Below are 22,508 nucleotides of genomic sequence, written 5' to 3'. Positions count from 1 at the left end.
CGGTTCTCCCTTTCGCTATTCCTGGCCTCTTTGTCGGATCGAGCGGGCGGAAATACCCATTGCCGCAGGCAGGATATGGTTATTTCCGCCCGCTCGGTTCACGCTCGGCGACCCACGCTCGGCTCCTGGCCGGCGTAGCCGGGTCAGGCCCGTCCGCCGTAGTGGGCCGCCAGTCGGGCAAAGCCATCGTCGAGCGGAATTGAGGGTGTCCAGTCCAGCAGTTCCCGGGTTCGCCGCTGGTCGAACCAGTGCGCCGTGGACAGCTGCTCCGCGAGGAACCGGGTCATCGGCGGCTCGCCGTCGGCGTGGGTGCCCCGCCAGAAGGTTTCGACGGCGCTGCCCGCGAACCGGCCCAGCCAGCCGGGCACGGATCTTTGCGGTTCCGGAACGCCACCAGCGGCGCAGATGCGGGCGAGGAGTTCCCCGATGGGCCGCGGCTCGCCGTTCGTCACCACCAGCGCCTGACCATGCACGTATTCCATGCGGGCAAGCGCCGCAACAATGGCCGTGGCGGCGTTGTCCACGTAGGTCGTGTCCACGAGCGCAGTACCGCCGCTGAGCAGCGGAAGCCGTCCCACCCGTGCGCGGCTGAGGACCCGCTCCACCAATTGGGCGTCACCCGGCCCCCACACGATGTGCGGACGGACCGCGGCGACGGCCAGATCCCTGCCGTCAGCAGCCAGGGCGAGGATTTCCGACTGCGCCTTGGTCTGCGCATAGGCGCCGTGCACGCGTTGAGGATTGGCCGGCTCCGCGGCCGCACCCACCAGGGAATCACCGGTGTGCGCCACCGAGGGCGATGAAACCTGAACAAAGCGCTCCACTCCGGCAGCCCGCGCCGCGTCCAGGAGATCCGCTGTACCGTCCACGTTAATCCGGCGGAAGTCGGCAGGGTTACCGGTGAAGGACACCTTTGCCGCGAGGTGGATAACGCCCTCCATCCCGGAAACGACACGCAGGAGGCCGGCCCGGTCACCGAGGTCTCCAGCCACATCCACCGCCCCGGGGACACCGGAGGGACGGCGTTGGAAGGTGCGGACGGTATGGCCGTCCCGGACGAGCCGGGAAGCCACGGCACCGCCGAGCATCCCGCTGGCACCGGTGACGAGAACCTTCACGGGGCCTTCCTCCCGCGGCCTTCCAGTACGTCGGCTGCCCATTTTGCGACGGCGGCACGGTCGATTTTCGCATTGTGGCGGACATCCGTGGGCAGCGCAGGGAGGGTCAGCACCGCAGCCGGGGACAAGCCGCCCATGCTGAGCGCCTGCCTGACGCTGTCTGCCAGGCCGGTCGGCGCGAGACCCGATGCTTTCCCACCGTCCGCCGGTACGACGACGGCGACAGCGGCCTGGGTGCCCGCCGGCCCCACTCCCACCATGGCGGCCTGACGAACGGCGTCGAGCTTTTCGATGGCCTGCTCGGGTCCAACCGGTGTGAGGACTCCCGATGCAGAGGTGATCACGTGGGCGAGCCTTCCCTCGACCCAGAGCCGCCCGTCGCGATCGAGATGCCCGACGTCGCCGGTCCGGTGCCAGCCCGCGGTTCTCGACGATTCCCGCTCTGTCAGCCACAGCCGGAAATAACGGTCCTTGACGTGTGGGGCGCGCACGAGGATTTCACCGGTGACACCGGGTTTCGTGGTGGGTGTGCCGGAGGCGGCGCCACTGGAGTCGAGGGCGCTGATGCAAATTTCCGCTGCAGGCACGGCACTGCCCACGCAGACACCGTTTCCTGTTCCCGGCACGGGCAGGGCAGCGGCTTTTCGGATGCCTTCGCGGTCTATGTCGGTGACGGGGAGGGCCTCAGTCATGCCGTAGGGGGTGTGCAGGGAAGCACTGGGCACCAGTGCCTGCAGCTCCTCCAGCAGACTCGACGGAATGGGTGCCCCTGCGGAGAGCAGAATCTTTATCCGGCGCAGCGCCTGCCCGCCGCGCGGCGTGATGTCCGCCGCCGTAGCCAGGACGTTGCGCAGGGCGGCCGGTGAGGCAAACACCGTGGTGGCCTCGATGGCTGCCGCCGCGTCGGACAACGCGCGCGCCGTGAGGGTCCCCGGCGCAGTCACGTCCATTGCGGGGGTGACTGAGGACGCGCCGAGCGCGGGTCCGAGGAGTGCAAAGGGTGCAAAACCGGCCACGAGTGCACTGCCCGGCGTCAGTCCGAGAGTGACGGCCAGGGTGTCACGCATCGCGGAGAGCTGACGGTGTGTGTAGACCACTCCCTTCGCGGGTCCTGTTGAACCGGACGTGAACAGGATTGCGGCGTCGGAGTCGGGGGAGGGGTCGGCTCCCTGGTAGGCGGAGCTTCCCCCGGAGAGGTCACTCAGGTGGTGGGTGACCCCGAGGAGCCGGGCGCGCGAGGCAGGCACCGGTCCGGCGCTGATGCGTGTGCCGGGCCAGCCGAAGACGCGCGCTGCAACCAGTGCCCGCTCGATGCCCACCAGGAAATCCGGAACCGTCCCGCGGACTGCACGGCTGAGGCCTTTTGCTCCAAGCCCGGCGTCGGCGAGCACAATGACAGCGCCGAGTCGTAGGCATGCGTAGATCAGGACAGTGAGCTCAACTCCGGGCGGGACCATCAGGCTGACTCTGCTGCCGGACCTGACGCCGATCCGGTGCAGGCCTGCTGCGAGCCTGCTGACCCTGTGGTCCAGTTCCCGCCAGGAGAGGAGCCGGGCCACTTCGCCGTCGGTCCCCATATCGGCGACGGCCGGCGTGCTGGCGGAATCCCCTGTGCCGCGGTCCCGGATCTGCTGCCAGAGCGGAGTGAATGAGCCGGCGGAGGCACATGCGGGCACCTTCGCACCGGAGATGGACTCACGGTCACCAAGCCAGTCGAAGATGGGTGCGGCGATGTCGCGGTCCTCGGCGACCAGATGGCCCGCACCTTCGAACCGGTGTACGTCGGCCTGCGGGAGGCGCCTGGTGAGGTCATTGAGATAGGTGTCCGAGAAGATGGGGTCCTCAGGGCCCCACAGCATCAGCACCGGCACATCGAGCGTGCGGATGTTTCCGGCGATTCGGGTCAGTTCGGCATGGCTCGGATGGGCGGGCCCAACGGGGATGTCGGCGACGAACTGCTCGATGCCCCGGCGCCGCGAGGCCGTGCGGTAGGGCTCGCGGTAGGCCGCCCGCACCTCGGGGGAGAGCCGGGGGCGTGCCAGCGCGAGTGTGGTTTCAAGGAAGGCAGGGGTGGTGGAGGTGCCCAGCCGGTGTACGGCCCCGTTCAGGGCCAGCCGGAGCGGCGCGGGAATCGGAGCGTTGGGATCCTGATGAATCGCGGTATTGGTCAGGACAACCGCAGCGAGGTCCTCGCGGTTGCGGTCCGCGAATCCGAGGCTGACAACCCCGCCCCAGTCGTGGCCGACGGTGACCAGCGGGCCGCGGAGCCGAAGCGCACCCGTGAAGTCCTCGAGGTCACGGATCCGGTCAGCCAGCCTGCGCTTCCGGCCGCTCCGCTCTGAAAGACCCATTTCGAGCTGGTCCACGGCAACAACCCGCCACCCCTGCCTGGCGCCGGCTGCGAGGAGCGTTCGCCAGAGATAGGACCACGTGGGGTTCCCGTGCACGCACAGGAGCGTGCCGCGCGTCTCGCCGACGAGGGAGGGCAGATTGTCCAGGTAATGCCACCGGTTGACGGTTCCGTCAGGGTCCACGGCGGCGGTGGACGGCACGTCGAGGTAGGTCGACCACATCGGGTCGACGCCGGGAAGTTCTACCACTCAATCTCCAGCATTGCGGTGTTGAGGCCGGATCCCACGCCCATGCACAGCACCCGGTCACCCGAGGTCAGGGTCTGGGCCTCTGCCGCAAGGGTCATCGGAAGGGAGGCCGGTCCCACGTTTCCCCACCGCGGGAAGGTCTGGGGGACCTTCTTGGGATCGAGGTTCACGGCCTCGATGATCGCGTTGGTGTGTGTGGTGCTCACCTGGTGGGTGATGTAGCGGTCCATGTCCGCCCACTGCCACTGGGTCTGTGCCTCCTCCCAGGCCTCGACGACCAGCTGGAGGCCGCCGTCGAGCAGGCCCTGGGCGTCGGTGTACATTCCGTCGATGCCGCCGACGCACAGCTCGTGGTGTTCTGTCCCGGCACGGGCAACGCCTCCCAGGATGCGATGGGATCCCGGGTGCAGGTCAGCCGGGCCGAGGATAGCGGCGGCTGCACCGGAGCCCAGGGTGAGGGTGGCGAACTCCTGCATGAAGCTTTCCCGTGTGGCGCTGGGCGAATTCAGGCGCCTGAGCGTCGCTTCCTGGGTGGCCTGGGCGTCTTCCCCGTTGACCACCATGGCGTACTGGATCTGCCCCGCCTCGATCATGTTGGCTGCCAGGGTGATGCCGTTGACAAAGCCGAGGCACGCATTGGCGACGTCGAAATTCATGGCGGAGGAGGGCAGGCCCAGCCCATTGTGGATCTTGACGGCAACGGATGGCTCAAGGTTTGTCCGCGACACGGAGGTATTGATCAGCAGCCCGATCTGGGAGGCTTCAATGCCCGACGACGCAAGGGCCTTGGCCCCCGCTTCGATGGCGCCGTCCTCGAAGCCGGTCTCCGGCGCCCACCAGCGGCGCTCCGTGATGCCGGCTACCCGTTGCAGGAGGCCCTTTGAGAGCCTCAACCGGCGAAGCGCCGGAGAGAGGATGCGATCGAACTCGGCTGAGGTGATGATGACCGGCGCTTCAACACTTTCCACGCCGAGGAGAGCGGTGTTGCGATGTCGGAAGTTGAAGTTGCCGGTCAAATTTCCTGCCTCGTGTCCGTCTGTTCCCTTGCGGGGTGATCCGCGGGTCCGCTGTTCGCTCCACCGGAACCGATAGCGCATGGCCGGCATTGGATGCCAATCTGGAAATGATAAGCATACTTCGGTTACTAACGATCCTGGGGAAAGCCTAGTTCCTCCAGCACATAAGGGCACGTTGACCCGGCGGGCCGGGGGCAGCGGATCACTGTGGAAATACCAATGATTCCCGGTTGAACGCAGTAGATTGTGGGTAACGTACCCCTCCTGGAGAACCTGAGTCCCGTGCACCTGAAAAGTCTGACTGTCCGAGGCTTCAAGTCTTTTGCCTCCGCGACGACCTTCGACTTTGAGCCGGGAGTGACCGCCGTCGTCGGCCCCAACGGGTCCGGGAAGTCCAATGTCGTCGACGCACTGGCCTGGGTCATGGGCGAGCAGGGTGCCAAGACGCTCCGCGGCGGGAAGATGGAGGACGTGATTTTCGCCGGCACCTCCGGGCGGCCTCCGCTGGGCCGGGCGCAGGTGTCCCTCACCATCGACAACACCGACGGCGCGCTGCCCATTGAATACTCGGAAGTGACCATCTCCCGCACGCTGTTCCGCGCCGGCGGATCCGAGTACGCCATCAACGGAAGCAACTGCCGGCTCCTTGACATCCAGGAGCTTCTGTCCGATTCCGGGCTGGGCCGGGAGATGCACGTCATTGTCGGACAGGGCCAGCTTGACCGTGTGCTGCACGCAACGCCCGAAGACCGGCGCGGGTTCATCGAGGAGGCCGCGGGCATCCTCAAGCATCGCCGGCGCAAGGAGAAGACGGTCCGCAAGCTTGAGGCAATGCAGGCGAACCTCACCCGGCTGACGGACCTGACCGGTGAGATCCGGCGTCAGCTGACACCGCTGGGCAAGCAGGCCGACATCGCCCGCCGCGCGCAGCAGGTGCAGTTCGAGGCCCGCGATGCGCGTGCCCGTCTGCTGGCCGACGACCTGGTACAGCTGACCACCTCGTTTGAGCAGGAGATTGCGGACGAGACCGCCCTGAAAGAGCGCAGGGCCGAGGTCGAGGCCCTCCTTGAGACGGGACGGTCCCGGCAGGCGGAGCTTGAGCGGCTCGCGGCGGAGGCAACACCGAAGCTGAATGCGGCACGCGACACCTGGTACCGGCTCTCATCCACCCGGGAACGGTTCCGTTCCCTGGGCAACCTGGCCGAGGAACGGCGCCGCCTGCTGGGATCCGTGGACACCCCGGCGGAGGGCGGCCGGGACCCGGAGGAACTGGACCGGCAGGCGGCTCTGGTGCGGGCGGAAGAATCCGAACTGCAGGAGCACATTGCCGAACGCACCGAGGTGCTCGAGGACGCCCTGGAACAGCGGGCTGACGCGGAGGACGCGGCGGCCGCCGAGGAACGGCGCCTTGCCTCGCTCCTGCGCGCCGCAGCGGACCGGCGGGAGGGCCTGGCCAGGCTGTCCGGCCAGGTCGGCGCAGCGCGTTCCCGCGTGGAGGCCGCCGAGGCAGAGCTGGGCAGGCTCCGGGAATCCGTCGTGGAGGTGGCTGAACGGCGCCGCCGCGCACAGAGCGATTTCACCGCCCTGGAATCCCAGGTGGCAGGCGCGGAGGAGGGTGAGGAAAGCCTCGACGCCGACTATGAGGAGGCCGGCGCGGCACTGGAGGCGGTGCTTGAAGCGCTTGAGGAACTCCGGGCTGAGGAACGCGCAGCGGAGAGGGAACGTGATGCCCTCTCCGCACGCATCGAAGCACTGCGGCTCGGGCTGGAGCGCAGGGACGGGTCCCGCGTGCTGCTGGATGCGGGGGAGGAGGGGGTGCTCGGCCCGGTCGCCGGACTGCTGTCCGTCGAGCCGGGGTATGAGGCTGCTATCGCGGCAGCCCTGGGCTCCCTCTCCGAGGGAGTGGCGGTGGATTCCCTCCAGACCGCGGGAGCCGCCATCCGCCGCATGAAGGACGACGACGCCGGGCGGGTGGAGCTGCTGATCGCCGGCGCGGACCCCGAGGCAGCGGATCCGCCGGCAGTACCGGACGGCGCACGTACAGCGGCCTCGCTTGTCACCGCCAGCGGCGGGCTGGAAGGGGCGGTCAGGAGGATCCTGGCGGCCGTCGTCGTCGTCGATTCCCTCACCGAGGCCGCAGCCATGGTGGGACAGTACCCGTCGCTGACCGCCGTGACCCGCGAGGGTGACCTCTATACGGCTGTTTCGGTGCGGGGAGGCACCGCCGCTGCGCCCGGCACCCTCGAGGTGCAGGCTGCCGTAGACGAGGCCGCGGAGGCGCTGCGTGCCGCCACCGAACGCTACGAGCGGGCACGGTTCGGGATCTCCGCAGCTACCGCACAGCGCCGGGAAGCGCAGGAACGGGCGGACGCGGCGTTGGAACGGCTGCACGAGTCGGACGCGCGTCTTGCCGCCGTCGCCGAAAAGCTGGGCCAACTGGGTTCCGTGCTGCGCTCGGCGTCAGGGGAGACGGAGCGGCTCACCCGCCTGGCGGAGTCAGCCGAGGCCAATCTCGCTGCCGAGCAGGAACGCCTCGAAGAAGTCACGCTGAGGCTGGCGCACGCCCAGGACGCTCCCGCGGACGTGGAGCCGGACACCGGGACCAGGGACACGCTGGCGCTCGCCGCAACGCACGCGCGGCAGGCCGAGATGGACGCACGGCTTGCGCTGCGCAGCGCGGAGGAACAGCTGCGGGCAACGTCGAACCGGGCGGCGTCGCTCGAGCATGCGGCGCGGACCGAGCGGGCCGCCCGGGAACAGGCCGCGGAACGGGCGCGGATCCGCCGGCTGCAGGGTGCCAAAGCGACGGCGGTGGGCCAGGCCGTGCGGCAGGTGCTCGCCTTCCTTGACGTTTCGGTTGACCGCGCGGGGCGCGCCCGGGAGGCTGCCGAGGAGGTGCGGTCGGCGTGGGAATCCGAACTCGCCGGGGTCCGGAGCCGCAACGAGGCGCTGCTGACCGAACTGGCTGAGCTGACCGACTCGGTGCATCGGGATGAACTGGCTCGTGCCCAGCAGCGGCTCAGGATCGAGGCCCTGGAGAACCGGTCCATTGATGAGCTGGGCCTCACCGCTGACCACCTGATTGCCGAGTACGGTCCGGACCAGCCGGTTCCTTCCGCGGCGAAATCCGCTGACAAATGGGCGGATCTGCGCATGGCCGTGGACGACGACGGCAATCCGGTCCGCGAAGGCGTGCCGTTTGTCCGCGAGGAGCAGGAGAAGCGGCTCAAACGCGCCGAGCGCGACCTGTCCTCGCTGGGCAAGGTGAATCCGCTGGCGCTCGAGGAATTCGCGGCGCTGGAGGAACGCCACCAATTCCTCAGCACCCAGCTTGAGGACCTGAAGGCCACCCGGAAGGACCTGCTGGACATCATCCGGGAAGTGGACGAGCGGGTGGAAGAGGTGTTCACCGCCGCCTACCGCGACACGGCGGCGCAGTTCGAGCGCGTCTTCGGGCGCCTGTTCCCCGGCGGTGAGGGCCGCCTGGTGCTGACGGACCCGGATGACATGCTGACCACCGGCATCGAGGTGGAGGCGCGGCCTGCCGGCAAGAAAATCAAGCGGCTCTCACTGCTCTCCGGCGGCGAAAGGTCCCTCACCGCCGTCGCGCTCCTGGTGGCGATCTTCAAGGCGCGGCCGTCGCCGTTCTACGTGATGGACGAGGTGGAGGCAGCGCTGGATGACACCAACCTCGGCCGGCTCATCACCATCTTCGAGGAACTCCGGGAATCCAGCCAGCTCATCGTCATCACCCACCAGAAGCGCACCATGGAGGTGGCGGACGCCCTGTACGGCGTGACCATGAGGGGCGACGGCGTGTCCACGGTGATCAGCCAGCGGCTGGTGGACGCCTGACGGGCTGGCCTGCCTCGCCCAGGGTTTCCCGGGCCGCAGTCCACATCAGAAATGCCGCCAGGGCGGTCACGCCGGTCAGGCCGAACGCCCAGCCGTAGGAAAACGCATCCACCAGGAGCCCGGCCAGGATCGGGCCGAAGATAGCACCGGTGTCGGTGCTCATCTGGAAGGCGGCGAGCACCTTTCCGCCGCTGCGCTCGTTGCCGATCACATCGGCAACGGCTGCCTGCTGGGCCGGATTGAGGATGCCCGCGCCGATGCCCGCTATGACGGACACTGCCAGGAAGGCGACCACATCAGTGGTGAGCCCGAGGCCGGCCATGGCTGCACCGTTGACCGCCAGGCCGGTGAGCACCAGGGGCTTCCGGCCGAGTGAATCGGCGAGCCTGCCGGACACGGTGAGGGCCAGCGCGGTGCCTCCGGCGAAGAAGGCCAGCGAGATTCCCGCCACCTCTGGACCGGCGCCCAGCACGGCGGCCGCGAACAGCGGAACCAGGGCCATCCGGACTCCGAACGATGCCCAGCCGTTGGCGAACCCGGACACCAGCGCCGCCCGGTACGCGGAATCCCGGACCGCCTCCCTCACAGTCAGTGCCGGTTGGGCTGCCGCTGACTTGCGGCTGCCGAGGGTGGTGTCCCTGAGCTGGAAGAAGACGACGGCGGCCGCCACCAGCAGCGCTCCCGCGTACACCAGGAACGGCACGCGGAGACCGAACCCGGCCAGCAGCCCGCCCAGGAACGGCCCGCCGATGCTGCCCAGGAGGAAGGCCGATGCGTAGGCGCCGGTGACCCGGCCGCGCATCCCTGCCGGCGCCAGCCGGACAATGAGGCCCATCGCCGAGATGGTGAACATGGTGGAACCAATGCCGCCCAGCCCACGGAAGATGAGCAGCTGCCAGTAGTCGGCAGCGAAGGCACAGGCCGCCGTCGACAGCGCGACGATCAGCAGGCCCGCCACGTAGACGGGACGTTCCCCCAGTCGCTCGACGAATTTGCCGCCGGCGGGAGCGAAGACCAGCCGCGTGAACGCAAAGGCGCTGACAATCACCGCGGCGGCAGTCGCTTCCACGCCGAAGCTCTGGGCGAACTGGGGGAGGACGGGAGCAACCAGGCCGAAGCCGATGGCAATCACAAACGCCGCGGCGATAAGTACCTTGATTTCGCGCGGCAGGCGCAGGCGTTCCCGGGTGTCCGGACCGCGCTCCGCACGCCGTTGAAAGTTTCGAAAAGCAACCACAATGTCCGATTGTCCCAGTTTCCGGCCGCCCTGTACGCCCGCGGCCCGTGTGAGAAGCTTGGAAACGTGAACGAGATCCTCCCGATAGTCATTTATGTCCTCGTAGCGCTGGGCGTCCTGGGGTCGCTCGCCGCTCTGCTGGTGCGCTCCCGCCGCACGCCGCCGGGCACCTACACCACCACGCGGGACCCGGACGACGACGGCGCAACCGCTTCACGCGGTGTCGGCACCGACACGCTCGAAAGGCCGGCCGACCTCGACACCGGCCCCGACGTCGTCGTTCCTGACGATCTGAGGGATCTCGAGGAGACCCGGACCGGAGTCGAGACCATCCCGGTGGAGACACCGGACCCGGTACAGGGACGCCTCGCCCGGCTGCGCGCGCGGCTGGTCAAATCCAACAACGCGCTCGGCAAGGGCCTCCTCGCTCTGCTTTCCCGCGACCGCATCGATGAGGACGTCTGGGATGAGATCGAGGAGACGCTGCTCCTGGCGGACCTCGGCACCGAACCCACCACCGATCTCGTGGATGCGCTCCGGGAACGCGTGAAGGTCGCCGGCAGCCGCAGCCCCGAAGAGGTCAAGACCATGCTCCGGGAGGAGCTGATCAGGCTCGTGGACCCGACCATGGACCGGACGCTTGCCACCGACCGCCACGCGGACCGGCCGGCGATCGTCATGGTGGTCGGCGTGAACGGTGTAGGCAAGACCACCACGGTGGGCAAGCTGGCCCGGGTGCTCGTCGCCGAAGACAAGGATGTACTGCTCGGAGCAGCTGACACGTTCCGCGCCGCAGCTGCGGAGCAGCTGGCCACCTGGGGACAGCGGGTGGGAGTGCCCACCGTGAAGTCCGACGTCGACGGCGCAGACCCTGCCTCCGTCGCCTTCGAGGCCGTCAAGGCCGGAATCGAGGGTGAGGTCGACGTCGTCATGATCGACACGGCGGGCCGGCTACAGAACAAGGTCGGTCTGATGGACGAGCTCGGCAAGGTCAAGCGGGTCATCGAGAAGCAGGGCACAGTGGACGAGGTCCTGCTGGTTCTCGACGCAACCACCGGACAGAACGGGCTGAACCAGGCGAAGGTGTTCGCTGAAGTCGTCAACATCACCGGCATTGTCCTCACAAAGCTGGACGGAACTGCCAAGGGCGGCATCGTCGTCGCCATCCAGCGCTCGCTGGGGGTGCCCGTGAAGCTGATCGGCCTCGGTGAGGGTGCGGACGATCTCGCGCCGTTCGAGGCCGAAGCGTTTGTGGACGCACTCCTGAACTGACCCAACGCATCGACTTGCCCCGCAGCCCCACACAGGCTGCGGGGCACGCGGTTTTAACGGCGGTCCGCCGGAACAACGGCGGATGAAACACGGCCGAAACAATCCGGTCACGCACTCTTTACGTCAGTGAATCCGCCGTAACGTGCCGGCAACACAATTCCCAAGGTACGGAAACACGCCATTGCGAGACTTTTCTCGAGCGGGAAGTGCCCGCCACTCGCGAGAGGACGTAACGATGGATCTGACAGCAGGTCACGTCTGGGTCATGGTTTCCGCCGCCCTGGTATTGCTCATGACACCCGGGCTGGCATTTTTCTATGGCGGCATGACCCGTGCCAAAGCAGCCCTGAACATGATGATGATGAGCTTCATCGCCGTCGGCCTGGTAGGCATCGTCTGGGTGCTCTGGGGCTATTCGATGACCGGCGGCGACGGCGTCGCCCAGCTCTTCGGAAACCCCTTCGCCTCCTTCGGACTTGAGGGATTGATCGGCACCGAGGACATGATCGGAGCCGGTTACGGCGTGACATTCGCCATCATCACTGTCGCCCTCATCAGCGGCGCCATTGCTGACCGGGCCAAGTTCGGCGCGTGGTCGCTGTTTGTCCCGATCTGGGTCACGGCCGTCTACTGCCCGCTGGCCTTCATGGTCTGGGGAGGCGGCCTGCTCAGCGCCGAGGGCGCAATCGGCAGCACGGTAGGTGAGGCAATCGACTTCGCAGGCGGAACGGTCGTCCATATCAGCGCCGGCGTTGCGGCACTGGTTCTCGCAATCATCCTCGGCAAGCGGCAGGGCTTCGGGAAGGATCCGGCGCACCGTCCGCACAACGTCCCCCTCGTGATGCTCGGCGCGGCACTGCTCTGGTTCGGCTGGTTCGGCTTCAACGGCGGCGCCGCCGGTACCGCAGAGGAAGCGGGCCTGATCTGGGTGAACACCATGGCAGCGCCGGCAGCGGCGATGGTCGGTTGGCTGGTCACTGAACGCTTCCGCGACGGCCGTCCCACCTCACTCGGAGCGGCATCGGGCATCGTCGCCGGCCTGGTCGCCATCACACCGGCCTGTGCAAGCGTCAGCCCCATCGGCGCCGTCGGACTTGGCCTCGTATCCGGTGCCGTCTGCGCACTGGCGGTCGGCCTGAAGTACAAGCTTGGCTTCGATGACTCCCTCGATGTTGTGGCCGTGCACCTTGTCGCGGGCACCCTTGGAACCCTTGCGATCGGCTTCATTGCCCTTCCCATCGACGGCGAAGGCGGAGGCATCTTCTACGGCGGCGGCACAGCGCAGCTCGTGGCGCAGATTGTGTCCGTTCTCGTGGCGATCACCCTGTCCGCGGTCATGACGGCACTGATCGGCCTGGCTATCCACAAGACCATCGGCTTCCGGGTCACTCCCGACAACGAAGTGTCCGGCGTCGACCTTTCCGAACACGCCGAGACCGCCTATGAATTCGGCGGACTGGGCGTCGGAGGACAGTTCCACCCGTTCCACGGCACCTCCCAGGTTCCCGTCGCCGACCCGGCCCAGCAGAAGGTGAACTCATGAAGCTCGTGACAGCAATCGTCCGTCCGGACAAGCTCGACAACGTACGCGGCGCCCTGGAGAACTACGGGGTGCAGGGACTGACGGTGAGCCAGGCAAGCGGCTACGGACGCCAGCGTGGACACACGGAGGTCTACAGGGGAGCTGAATACACCGTCGACCTGCTCCAGAAGGCCCGGGTCGAGGTGCTCGTATCCGACGCCTCGGTGACCGACATCGTGGATGTGCTCGTATCCACCGCCAACACCGGCCGCGCCGGTGACGGGAAGGTCTGGGTCCTCCCGGTTGAAGACGCCGTCCGCGTCCGGACCGGCGAGCGCGGGGAAGCAGCACTCTAGTCCGACGCCGGAAATGCGGGCCCTCCGGTTGCGGGGGGCCCGCATTTTTCGTGTGTCCGTTATTCTTCCGTAACCTGATAGCGCGGGTGTAGCATCGGCGTCGTAACGAGTGCGCCGTTTGAAACGTCCCATACAAGATCGGTCTTCCGGTCTTCAGCTGACTTGCTGATCACCGGGCGGGGACAATTCTTCCTCTTTCCTATTCGAAGGTCTCGCTGGATCCGCCTGAAGGATGGCGATCTACATGCAACCTCATACACACGCCGGACCACGCCTCATTCTTGGCCTCACCGGGTTGGCTTTCAGTCTTGTTCTTGCCGGATCAGCCGGCATTGCGACGGCCGGACCGTCAAATAACGCACCCGAGCCGATCGACGACCCGATTCCCGGGCACATCGATGACGGTGCCATCCAGTTGGAACTGCAGACCATTGCGGAAGGCGATGGCCTGACCGCGCCCAACTGGGGGACCTACGCTCCGGGTATCGCGGACGTCCTGTTCGTGGTGGACCAGGACGGGCCCCTCTGGGCCGTCAACACGGAGACGGGTGCGAAAAGCCGGGTCCTCGATGTCGGCTCCCTCCTGGTGCCGCTGATCCTGGATGCCGACGAGCGGGGCTTCCTCGGCGCCGCCTTCCATCCCGATTTTGCTGTCAACGGATTGCTGTACACGATGACCTCGGAGCCTATACCGGGCACGGCATCAACGCCGGATCAGCAGCCCAACCACCTCGCCACCGTCCGGGAATGGACCGTCCCCAACCCCGGGATGGACCCGCTGGCCAGAGGGGCGATCACGCCGCAGGAATCGGCCAGCCGGGTGGTGCTCACCATCGAGGAGCCGCAGTTCAATCACAACGGCGGCGCGATCTTCTTCGGTACCACCGCCGCTGACCGGCACCTGCTCTACATCACCTCCGGCGACGGCGGGTGTGCGGACGACCAGTTCGGGCAGCAGGGTCTTGCCGGCGAGGGCCCGTGCATCAGTCACGAGGGTGCGGGCAACGCCCAGGACCTGTCGAACCTGCTGGGCAAGATCCTCAGAATGGACCCGCAGGCGAGCGCCGCACCGGAGATCTACGCCTACGGATTCCGGAACCCGTTCCGCGCCTCGTCAGACCGCGCCGATCTCGGTGGAACTGGACTGATCTGGACCGCCGACGTCGGACAGAACAGTATCGAAGAGGTCGATGGACCCATCCAGCAGGGCGGAAACTACGGGTGGCGGGTGAAGGAAGGAACGTTCCAGTTCAATCCCGGCGGCACCGAACTCATGGGTTTCGCCTCTGACGGGTTTGTCTACGCCGATACTCCGGGGTTCCCGCCGGGGCTGATAGATCCGGTTGCCCAGTACGACCATGATGAGGGTGTCGCAACAATCGGCGGCTTTGTCTATCGGGGATCCGAGTTGCCTGAACTGTACGGAACGTATGTCCTCGGCGACTATTCAGACGGCTTCCACTCCGCGAACGGCCGGGTTCTGTACGTCGATGAGACCGATACCGCGGACCCCCGGGACCGCACACCGAAGGTCTTCAACCTGGTCAACGGGCACATCAATCTCTTTGTGCTCGGAATCGGTGAGGACATGGACGGAGAGCTCTACGTCCTGGCCAACAAGAGCGGCGGCCCCGATGAGGAGCGCGGCGTGGTCATGAAGCTGGTCCGTGAGTGCGCTGACGACGCCGACTGCCGGGACTGACGCCGGAGGGGCCGGGCCGCGTCCGGGCGCGGGCCGGCCCCGCAAGGCGGGTTGAACGCAGGGTCACCAGTTGGGTGGGCCGTCCGAGCCCGCCGCGTACTCGTCCATGGGAACCTCATCCGCTTTCCACGCCGCCAGGACAGGTTCCACGATGCGCCAGCAGTCCTCTGCGGTATCGCCGCGGACCGACAGGGTCGGATCACCCGACAGGACGCCGTCGAGCACTTCACCGTAGGGAAGCAGTTCCGAGGCATTCAGCTCCGCCTGCAGGGTTGCGCGGTCGAGGCAGAAAACGTCACCGGGTCCGTTGACGTCAATGTCCAGCTGGAGGGTGTCCGGACCGAATCCGATCCGCAGGCGGGTGGGGGAGTCTACCCCTGTGAAACCGTCCGGGAGGTGGTTCACGGGCTTGAAGGTGATGACTGCTTCCTTGCGGGTCCTCCCCAGTGCCTTTCCGGATCTCAGCCGGAACGGCACTCCAGCCCACCGCTCGTTATTGATCGACACCACTATTTCGGCGAGGGTTTCGGTTCCGCGGGACGGGTCGACGCCGGTTTCATCCACGTAGTTGGGAACCTCCCGCCCGCCGATGTTTCCCGCGGTGTACCGGGCACGCCGGGTGCTCTCCCTGAAGTCCGGGTGCACGGAACTGGCCCTCAGGACAGTGCCGACGTGATCGCGCAGGTCCCGCTCGTGCAGTGTTGACGGGGCGTTCATGGCAAGCAGGGCCATTACCTGCAGCAGGTGGCTCTGGATCATGTCCTTGAGTGCCCCGGCGCCGTCGTAATAGCGGGCACGGTTCTCGAGCGTCAGCTCCTCATCGAAGACAATGTCGACGGAATCGATATGGAGGCTGTTCCACACCGGTTCGAGGAACCGGTTCGCGAAGCGCAGCCCAAGGATGTTCAGGACCGTCGCCTTGCCGAGGAAGTGGTCAACCCGGTGAATGTGGTCCTCGGGCACCAGCCGGGCAAGGATGGAGTTCAGCCGGCTCGCCGACTCCAGGTCGGTGCCGAAGGGCTTTTCCAGCACCAGGCGGGAACCTTCCGGCAGGTCGCCCGGACCGAGCTTTGCGCTGGCCTTCTCGCTGACAGCGGGCGGCAGCGCAAAATAAATCGCAACGGGAGGTTCAAGCCCGGCGATCAGGCCGGCCAGTGCACCGTCAGCGGTGACGTCCACCTGGTGGTAGGTGCTGGCCGCGCAGATCCGTGCCAGGGCGCCGCCGTCGTCTGCCGTGCCGGAATCCGGCGTGGCAGCTGCGAAGGACGTCGCCAGTCTTCCCTGCCAGTCTTCGGCGGTCCACGCATCCGATCCGGCGCCTACGAGGGCAAGGTCCTCGGCCTTCCCATGCCTGACCAGCCTGGCAAGCCCGGGGAGCAGCAGCCGGCCGGTGAGGTCGCCGGACGCACCGAGAATCAGCAGCGTACGTATGGCCTGTCCGCGGAACCGGTGTCCCGAGGCCTGTTCATCAATCGCATGTGTAGTCACTCCTCCACCCTGCCACTGTCAGGGTGCGGCTGTCTGCTGTCCGGGGGAACCAACCCAGTTGCTACCCTTGATAGTTGAATCCACTTGAGTTCGAGGAAAGCAGTTCACGCACCGTGTTCAATTCACTCTCAGACCGGTTGACAGCGACCTTCAAGAACCTTCGCGGCAAGGGGCGCCTGTCAGAGGCCGATGTCGATGCCACCGTTCGCGAGATCCGTCGCGCGCTGCTCGACGCGGATGTTGCCGTGCCTGTGGTGCGTGCGTTCGCGGCGCAGGTCAAGGAACGCGCCCTCGGCCTGGAAGTGTCCCAGGCGCTGAACCCCGGGCAGCAGGTTGTCAAGATCGTCAACGAGGAGCTCGTGGGCATCCTCGGCGGCGAGACCCGGCGGCTGCGCCTTGCCAAGAACCCCCCGACGGTCATCATGCTGGCGGGCCTGCAGGGCGCCGGCAAGACCACCCTTGCGGGCAAGCTCGCCAAGTGGCTCAAGGGCCAGGGGCACAGCCCGCTGCTGGTGGCATGTGACCTGCAGCGGCCAAACGCGGTGAAACAGCTGCAGGTGAACGGACAGCGGGCCGGAGTTCCTGTCTTTGCTCCCCATCCGGGCGTCAGCTCCGAATTCGAGTCGGCTACGGGAAATCCTGTGGAGGTTGCCCGGCAGGGAGTTGCCGAGGCACGCACCAGGCTCCATGACGTCGTCATCGTCGACACCGCCGGCCGGCTGGGCATTGATGAAGAGCTGATGCGGCAGGCGTCCGATATCCGCGACGCAGTGAACCCTGACGAAGTGCTCTTCGTGATCGACGCCATGATCGGCCAGGATGCGGTCAACACTGCACAGGCCTTCAATGAGGGCGTCAACTTCACCGGTGTGGTCCTGACCAAGCTCGACGGCGATGCACGCGGCGGTGCAGCACTCTCCGTCGCCTCGGTTACCGGCAAGCCTGTGATGTTCGCCTCCACCGGCGAGGCGCTCACGGACTTCGAGGTCTTCCACCCGGACCGTATGGCATCCCGCATTCTCGACATGGGCGACATCCTCACCCTGATCGAGCAGGCCGAGCAGGCGTGGGACAAGGACGAAGCCGCCCGGATGGCGAAGAAGTTCGCCGACCAGGAGGACTTCACGCTCGATGACTTCCTGGCTCAGATGCAGCAGATCCGCAACATGGGCTCCATGAAGAAGATGCTCATGATGATGCCCGGAGCCGCCAACATGCGGCAGCAGCTGGAAAACTTCGACGAGCGGGAGATCGACCGGGTAGAGGCGATTGTCCGTTCCATGACCCCGCATGAGCGCGTGGCGCCGAAGATCATCAACGGATCCCGCCGTGCCCGCATCGCGCGAGGCTCCGGCGTCCATGTCTCCGAGGTCAACGGGCTGCTGGAGCGTTTCGGGCAGGCGCAGAAGATGATGCGCAAGATGGCCGCCGGCGGCGGTATCCCGGGCATGCCGGGGATGCCTGGTCCCGGAGGGTTCTCGGGAGGCGCGCGGAAGGGCAAGGCGAACACCAAGGGAAAGAAGAAGCCGCGTTCCGGCAATCCCGCGAAGGCCGCGCAGGAGGCAGCTGCCGCCGAAGCACGGCGGAACGGCCAGCGGGCTTCGGTGCCGACGGGCGCTGCTTTCGGCCAGCAGAACGATTTCGATCCCTCGTCCCTCAACCTTCCCAAGGGCTTCGAGAAGTTCCTCGGCAAGTAGGCCGGGATGCTGTCGGTCGGAACGGAATGTCCGGGGCGGCAGCTAGGTTGAGGACATGAAAAGCACTCGCGTTGTCTTCGTGCACGGCGCAGGAACCTTCGGCGCGGCAGCCTGGCCCAGGCAGCACGGGATGGCGCTGGATTTCGATTGCCTGTTTCTGCGCCGCCATGGCTTTGATCCGGTCCTCGAGCCCCTGCCCACGGACTTTCTTGCGGACCAGCAGATTGTCCGGGATGCGCTGGGGGAGGGCGGCCATGTGGTCGCAGCGTCACAGGGTGCCGTTTCAGCCATGATGGTCGCGCTTGAACGGCCCGAGCTGGTGAAATCGCTCGTCCTCGCGGAGCCGGCCTGCCTGTCCCTGACGCAGGAACTTCCCGCCACCGCAGCCCACCGCGCCCGGGTTGAGCCGCTGTTCGCCCGTGCAGCGGACTTGACCGATGCGGAATTTCACCGCGAATTTGCCCGGGCCGTCTTCGCCTCCGAACCGCGCCCGCTCATGAGCGCTGAGGACCGTCATCGTGCCCGGCGGCTCAGAATGCAGGCGCCGCCGTGGGAAGCGCCGCTGGAGATCGTCCCGGGCGTTCCTACCCTCGTGCTGACCGGCGGGTGGGAGCCGCTCTATGAAGAGGTGGCCGGTTATCTGGCCGGAACCGGTGCTGTGCACCGGGTAGTGGGCGGCGGACACCGCCCCCAGGATACGGAAGAGGGCAACGCGCTCATCCGGGAGTTCGTGCGCAGCCATGCCGCGTAGCGCATAGGCTGCAGGTTTCCTGCTGTGCCCATTGACCAACTGAACAGCCTGGTTGACCAACTGAACAGCCTGGGAATAAGTTAAACCTTCAAGTAGTTGGAAGATATAACCACACGCTTGGAGGAAAAATGAACGCTCAGGACCTGCTGCCTGCAGAAACCGCGATGGGCACAGTGATGCTCAAGGTGGGAAATCTTGACCGCATGGCCAACTACTACCGGAGCGCACTCGGCCTGGTGGATATCGCGGAGTCCGACGGCGGACTTTACCTTGGCCGCGCCGGTCAGCGGCTTATCCATCTCGCCCCCGCTGCCGGCCTTGCGCTGCCGGAACCCACCGAGGCCGGCCTCTTCCACACTGCACTGCTGTTTTCCAGCCGCTCCGATCTCGCTGCGACGGTTGCAACCGCGGCGCAGGTCGCGCAGTCAGCCGACGGCCGTTACGTGGGAAGTGCGGACCACCTGGTCAGCGAAGCGTTCTACTTCACGGATCCCGAGGGCAATGGGATTGAACTGTATTTCGACAAGCCCCGTGAAACCTGGGACTGGACCACCACCGAAGGCAGGCGCACCGTCGTCATGGACAACGCGCCGCTGCCGCCCAGGCACTACCTTGAGAGCAACCTCACGGAGGAGTCAGTCGCGAACCAGCAGAAGGCGGCCGCCGATGTCGGTCACGTTCATCTTCAGGTGGGAGACGTCCGGACGGCCGAACAGTTCTACGTCGACACCCTTGGATTCGAGCGGACCGCCGGCTGGCACGGCCAGGCGCTGTTCGTCTCTGCCGGCGGGTATCACCACCACATGGCGATGAACGTCTGGAACAGCCGCGGAGCCGGACCGCGCAAGGACACCCTCGGCCTCGGTGAGGTCCTCATCGAAGTACCGCACGCTGACGAGGTCGGAGCACTTGCCGACCGGCTGAAGGTAGCGGGCATTGCTCACCACCACACCGGCCGCGAACTGCGGTTTGACGACCCCTGGCGGAACAAGCTCCGCGTCGCTGTCCGCTAGGGCCTGCGCACCACACAGCCGTGGAGTCGCCCGCAGGCATGAACTTCTGGCACAATGGACCCGTACCCAATCTGCGCAGCCCCTCTCTCTGCGCGCATTGTGTCCTCTAGAGCTTCCAAATGTATGGCCCGCCCCACGGGTGCAGAAACCGGAGCTCGCCCTTTTGATCAGCAAGGAGTGACCACACAAGTGGCCGTAAAAATTCGCCTGAAGCGCTTCGGCAAGATGCGCGCCCCGTACTACCGCATTGTTGTCATGGACTCGCGTTCCAAGCGCGACGGCCGTGCCATCGAAGAGATCGGCAAGTACCACCCCACGGAAGAGCCCTCGTTCATCGAGGTCAAGTCGGACCGTGCGCAGTACTGGCTCGGCGTCGGTGCGCAGCCTTCCGAGCAGGTCGCCGCGATTCTGAAGATCACCGGTGACTGGCAGAAGTTCAAGGGGATCGAGGGCCAGGAAGGCACCCTGAAGACCAAGGCTCCCAAGGAGACCTTCACGGCTCCTGAAAAGGGTTCCGTCATTGTGCCCGAGGCCATCACCCCGAAGAGCAAGAAGGCCGACGAGCCTGAGGCTGAAGCTTCCGAGGCCGAGTAAATTGCTTGCTGAAGCGCTGGAGCACCTTGTCCGCGGAATTGTGGACAGCCCTGATGATGTTCAGGTTTCCTCGAAGTCGAACCGTCGTGGTGAGACCCTCGAGGTGCGCGTTCATCAGGAAGACCTCGGCCGTGTGATCGGCCGGCAGGGTCGAACGGCACGCGCTTTGCGCACCGTCATCTCCGCCCTGGCGGATGGCGAGCCGGTGCGGGTCGACGTCGTGGACACCGACCGCCGCCGCTGATCAGCAGCACTCATGCCTGAAGTCCGGCCCCACCACTTGAGGTGTTGGGGCCGGACTTTTTTACTGTTTTGATTCGCCACCACACACGGAGAACCCATGGATCTGCAGGTCGCCCGCATCGGAAAGCCCCACGGCATCAGGGGTGAAGTAACCGTTCAGCTCTTCACGGACGCGCCCGAAGAGCGTTTTGAACCGGGAGCGGTTTTCCGGGTGGAGCCGGCTGCCCAGGGGCCGCTCACAATTTCCAGTGCGCGCTGGAACAAGGACATCCTGATTCTCGGTTTCGAGGAAGTGCCCGACCGGAACGCTGCCGAACTCCTGCGGGGGGCGAAGCTGTTCATCGAATCGGAGGACACCTCGGATGACGACGGCGATGCCTGGTATGAGCATGAGCTCGTGGGACTTGAGGCCAGGGTGGGGGACGAGGTGGTCGGCCGGGTGAGCGCCCTGCGAACCATGATGGTCCAGGACCTGCTCATCATTGAGCGGGCGGACGGTGAGGAAATCCTGGTCCCCTTCGTGGAGGAGATCGTTCCCGAGGTCGACGTCGACGGTGGATTCGTGCTCCTCACGCCCCCGGCAGGTCTGCTCGAGCTGAACCTGCCCGGCTCCAACCAGGCGGAAGCGGACGAGGTAGAGAGCCCGGACGCCGCAGAGAAGGCCGACGGCAGCTAGTGCGCATCGACGTCTTCAGTATTTTTCCGGAGTACCTCGCGGCGCTGGATCTCTCGCTGATCGGGAAAGCGCGTCAGGACGGGCTGCTGGCCCTTTCTGTCCATAATCTCCGGGACTTCACCACGGACCGGCACCGGACCGTGGATGACACCCCGTACGGCGGCGGCGCCGGCATGGTCATGAAGCCTGAACCGTGGGCACAGGCTCTCGAGAGCGTGCACGGGGGCGCCCGCCCGGTCCTGATTGTTCCCTCGCCGGCCGGCGCGGTTTTCACCCAGGCGATGGCGCACGATCTGGCACGCGAGGAACATCTCGTTTTCGCCTGCGGTCGCTACGAAGGAATCGACGAGCGGGTGCTCGAGTGGGCAGAAGGATCCTTCGACGTCCGCCCGCTCAGTCTTGGCGACTACGTGCTGAACGGCGGTGAGGTGGCCGTCCTGGCAATGGTTGAGGCGGTCGCGCGCCTGCTTCCGGGGGTGGTCGGCAACCCGGAGTCCCTGGTCGAGGAATCGCACTCCGACGGGCTGCTGGAGTACCCGGTATACACCAAGCCGTCCGCCTGGCGGGACCTCGCAGTGCCGGAAATCCTCCTGAGCGGCAACCACGCCCGCATCGCGCGCTACCGGCGCGACGAGCAACTCCGGCGCACCGCCCGCCGCCGGCCGGACCTTCTGGCAAGGCTCGACGCCGGGAGCCTGGACGCTGCCGACCTGGCGGTCCTGGCCGATGAAGGTTTCGCGGTTGCAGGGGGAGAAGTGAAGCGGGCGCTTCCGCCTGTCTCTGATCCGGCGTCGTCCCATTCGGGGTAGCAGGGTTCCCTGTGGCATAATTGGGGATCGTGCCTACCGGTACGCGCCTGCCACAGGGGGAGCGTAGCCAACAGGACGGCACACCGGAAAACGCTACGTGGCGCACCGGTACCTAAACTTCAACGGCATTTGCCTGGACTCAGGTCTTCGTCGTTGTGACCAACGTGAATGACCTGTGGCGTTCACCAGGAGCAATCAAGTGCATATTCTCGACAATGTGGATGCAGCATCGCTGCGCAATGACGTTCCCGACTTCCGGGCCGGTGACACCCTCAAGGTGCACGTCAACATCATTGAAGGCAAGAACACCCGTGTCCAGGTCTTCCAGGGCTTCGTCCTCGGACGCCAGGGCGACGGCGTCCGCGAAACCTTCACGGTTCGCAAGGTCAGCTTCGGCGTCGGCGTTGAGCGTACCTTCCCGGTGCACTCCCCGGTGATCGACAAGATCGAGCTTGTCAGCAAGGGCGACGTGCGCCGCGCGAAGCTCTACTACATGCGCGAACTCCGCGGCAAGGCTGCGAAGATCAAGGAAAAGCGCGATCCGAAGACCGCCAAGTAA

18 protein-coding genes are annotated in these 22,508 nt (G+C 66.3%); 13 read left to right on the top strand and 5 right to left on the bottom strand.

All coding sequences use genetic code 11. The features are described 5' to 3' along the window. Positions 1–143 precede the first annotated feature (143 nt). From BLS52_RS05075 to BLS52_RS05065, 3 genes are read right to left on the bottom strand one after another with little or no spacing between them, the layout of a single operon-like run. Positions 144–1,118: an NAD-dependent epimerase/dehydratase family protein gene (locus BLS52_RS05075; RefSeq protein ID WP_090584902.1), complete on the bottom strand. Its 975-nt coding sequence runs from the start codon at positions 1,116–1,118 to the stop codon at positions 144–146. Beyond that, the gene (locus tag BLS52_RS05070; RefSeq protein ID WP_090585191.1) at positions 1,115–3,691 is read right to left on the bottom strand and encodes an alpha/beta fold hydrolase; all 2,577 of its coding nucleotides are present in this window, start codon (positions 3,689–3,691) and stop codon (positions 1,115–1,117) included. Before BLS52_RS05070 ends, BLS52_RS05075 begins: the two co-directional genes overlap by 4 nt. Positions 3,692–3,711: 20 nt before the next feature. After that, positions 3,712–4,734, bottom strand: a complete 1,023-nt coding sequence (locus BLS52_RS05065) for a 3-oxoacyl-ACP synthase III (RefSeq protein ID WP_026543813.1) — start codon at positions 4,732–4,734, stop codon at positions 3,712–3,714. Positions 4,735–5,016: 282 nt separating this feature from the next. Here BLS52_RS05065 and smc point away from each other — a divergent pair, with 282 nt between their 5' ends. Next, complete coding sequence (gene smc / locus BLS52_RS05060) at positions 5,017–8,589, top strand: chromosome segregation protein SMC (RefSeq protein WP_175460094.1); 3,573 nt, start codon at positions 5,017–5,019, stop codon at positions 8,587–8,589. Here the strand turns inward: smc and BLS52_RS18660 are convergent. Continuing rightward, positions 8,564–9,826, bottom strand: coding sequence for an MFS transporter (locus tag BLS52_RS18660; protein WP_090584901.1), 1,263 nt, complete (start codon positions 9,824–9,826; stop codon positions 8,564–8,566). The genes smc and BLS52_RS18660 overlap by 26 nt on opposite strands. 66 nt (positions 9,827–9,892) lie before the next feature. On the opposite strand from BLS52_RS18660, the gene ftsY reads away from it, so the two are divergent. From ftsY to BLS52_RS05035, 4 genes are all read left to right on the top strand, one after another. Next, positions 9,893–11,098, top strand: coding sequence for a signal recognition particle-docking protein FtsY (gene ftsY, locus BLS52_RS18655; RefSeq protein WP_026543811.1), 1,206 nt, complete (start codon positions 9,893–9,895; stop codon positions 11,096–11,098). 235 nt (positions 11,099–11,333) lie between these two features. Further along, on the top strand, positions 11,334–12,641 hold the full coding sequence (locus BLS52_RS05045; RefSeq protein WP_026543810.1) for an ammonium transporter: 1,308 nt from the start codon (positions 11,334–11,336) through the stop codon (positions 12,639–12,641). Continuing rightward, positions 12,638–12,976 (top strand): P-II family nitrogen regulator, encoded by a 339-nt coding sequence (locus BLS52_RS05040; RefSeq protein WP_026543809.1) that lies wholly within the window; start codon positions 12,638–12,640, stop codon positions 12,974–12,976. Before BLS52_RS05045 ends, BLS52_RS05040 begins: the two co-directional genes overlap by 4 nt. Positions 12,977–13,220: 244 nt before the next feature. Beyond that, on the top strand, positions 13,221–14,678 hold the full coding sequence (locus tag BLS52_RS05035; protein ID WP_175460093.1) for a PQQ-dependent sugar dehydrogenase: 1,458 nt from the start codon (positions 13,221–13,223) through the stop codon (positions 14,676–14,678). Positions 14,679–14,741: 63 nt separating this feature from the next. On the opposite strand, the gene BLS52_RS05030 is transcribed toward BLS52_RS05035, so the two are convergent. Beyond that, positions 14,742–16,166, bottom strand: coding sequence for a glucose-6-phosphate dehydrogenase (locus BLS52_RS05030; RefSeq protein WP_245702698.1), 1,425 nt, complete (start codon positions 16,164–16,166; stop codon positions 14,742–14,744). A 113-nt stretch (positions 16,167–16,279) separates the two neighbouring features. Here BLS52_RS05030 and ffh point away from each other — a divergent pair, with 113 nt between their 5' ends. The 8 genes from ffh to rplS all read left to right on the top strand — a co-directional run bounded on the left by ffh (position 16,280) and on the right by rplS (position 22,508). Continuing rightward, positions 16,280–17,863, top strand: a complete 1,584-nt coding sequence (gene ffh / locus BLS52_RS05025; protein WP_090584893.1) for a signal recognition particle protein — start codon at positions 16,280–16,282, stop codon at positions 17,861–17,863. A gap of 55 nt (positions 17,864–17,918) precedes the next feature. Continuing rightward, positions 17,919–18,614 (top strand): alpha/beta fold hydrolase, encoded by a 696-nt coding sequence (locus BLS52_RS05020; protein ID WP_090584891.1) that lies wholly within the window; start codon positions 17,919–17,921, stop codon positions 18,612–18,614. Between the two features lie 128 nt (positions 18,615–18,742). Then, the gene (locus BLS52_RS05015; RefSeq protein ID WP_090584889.1) at positions 18,743–19,627 is read left to right on the top strand and encodes a VOC family protein; all 885 of its coding nucleotides are present in this window, start codon (positions 18,743–18,745) and stop codon (positions 19,625–19,627) included. 189 nt (positions 19,628–19,816) lie between these two features. Then, complete coding sequence (gene rpsP, locus BLS52_RS05010; protein WP_026543805.1) at positions 19,817–20,221, top strand: 30S ribosomal protein S16; 405 nt, start codon at positions 19,817–19,819, stop codon at positions 20,219–20,221. Between the two features lies 1 nt (position 20,222). Continuing rightward, on the top strand, positions 20,223–20,465 hold the full coding sequence (locus BLS52_RS05005) for an RNA-binding protein (RefSeq protein WP_026543804.1): 243 nt from the start codon (positions 20,223–20,225) through the stop codon (positions 20,463–20,465). 96 nt (positions 20,466–20,561) lie between these two features. Then, positions 20,562–21,140 carry a ribosome maturation factor RimM gene (gene rimM, locus BLS52_RS05000; RefSeq protein WP_090584886.1) on the top strand — a complete coding sequence of 193 codons (579 nt, stop codon included), beginning with the start codon at positions 20,562–20,564 and terminating at the stop codon, positions 21,138–21,140. Continuing rightward, positions 21,140–21,949, top strand: a complete 810-nt coding sequence (trmD, locus tag BLS52_RS04995) for a tRNA (guanosine(37)-N1)-methyltransferase TrmD (RefSeq protein ID WP_090584884.1) — start codon at positions 21,140–21,142, stop codon at positions 21,947–21,949. The genes rimM and trmD overlap by 1 nt, the downstream gene beginning before the upstream one ends. Before the next feature lie 199 nt (positions 21,950–22,148). Next, positions 22,149–22,508, top strand: coding sequence for a 50S ribosomal protein L19 (gene rplS / locus BLS52_RS04990; protein ID WP_026543801.1), 360 nt, complete (start codon positions 22,149–22,151; stop codon positions 22,506–22,508).

The sequence above is a fragment of the Arthrobacter subterraneus genome (genome assembly GCF_900099735.1).
Taxonomy (GTDB): Bacteria; Actinomycetota; Actinomycetes; order Actinomycetales; family Micrococcaceae; genus Arthrobacter_D; species Arthrobacter_D subterraneus.
Note: the sequence above shows the minus strand (reverse complement) of the source record. Positions and strands in the feature narration are given on the sequence as shown.

Coding starts and splice junctions, on each gene's coding strand:
- BLS52_RS05070 (WP_090585191.1), bottom strand. CDS start 3,691: ATGTGGTCGACCTACCTCGACGTGCCGTCCACCGCCGCCGTGGACCCT.
- BLS52_RS05045 (WP_026543810.1), top strand. CDS start 11,334: ATGGATCTGACAGCAGGTCACGTCTGGGTCATGGTTTCCGCCGCCCTG.
- BLS52_RS05040 (WP_026543809.1), top strand. CDS start 12,638: ATGAAGCTCGTGACAGCAATCGTCCGTCCGGACAAGCTCGACAACGTA.
- BLS52_RS05035 (WP_175460093.1), top strand. CDS start 13,221: ATGCAACCTCATACACACGCCGGACCACGCCTCATTCTTGGCCTCACC.
- BLS52_RS05020 (WP_090584891.1), top strand. CDS start 17,919: ATGAAAAGCACTCGCGTTGTCTTCGTGCACGGCGCAGGAACCTTCGGC.
- BLS52_RS05015 (WP_090584889.1), top strand. CDS start 18,743: ATGAACGCTCAGGACCTGCTGCCTGCAGAAACCGCGATGGGCACAGTG.
- rimM (WP_090584886.1), top strand. CDS start 20,562: ATGGATCTGCAGGTCGCCCGCATCGGAAAGCCCCACGGCATCAGGGGT.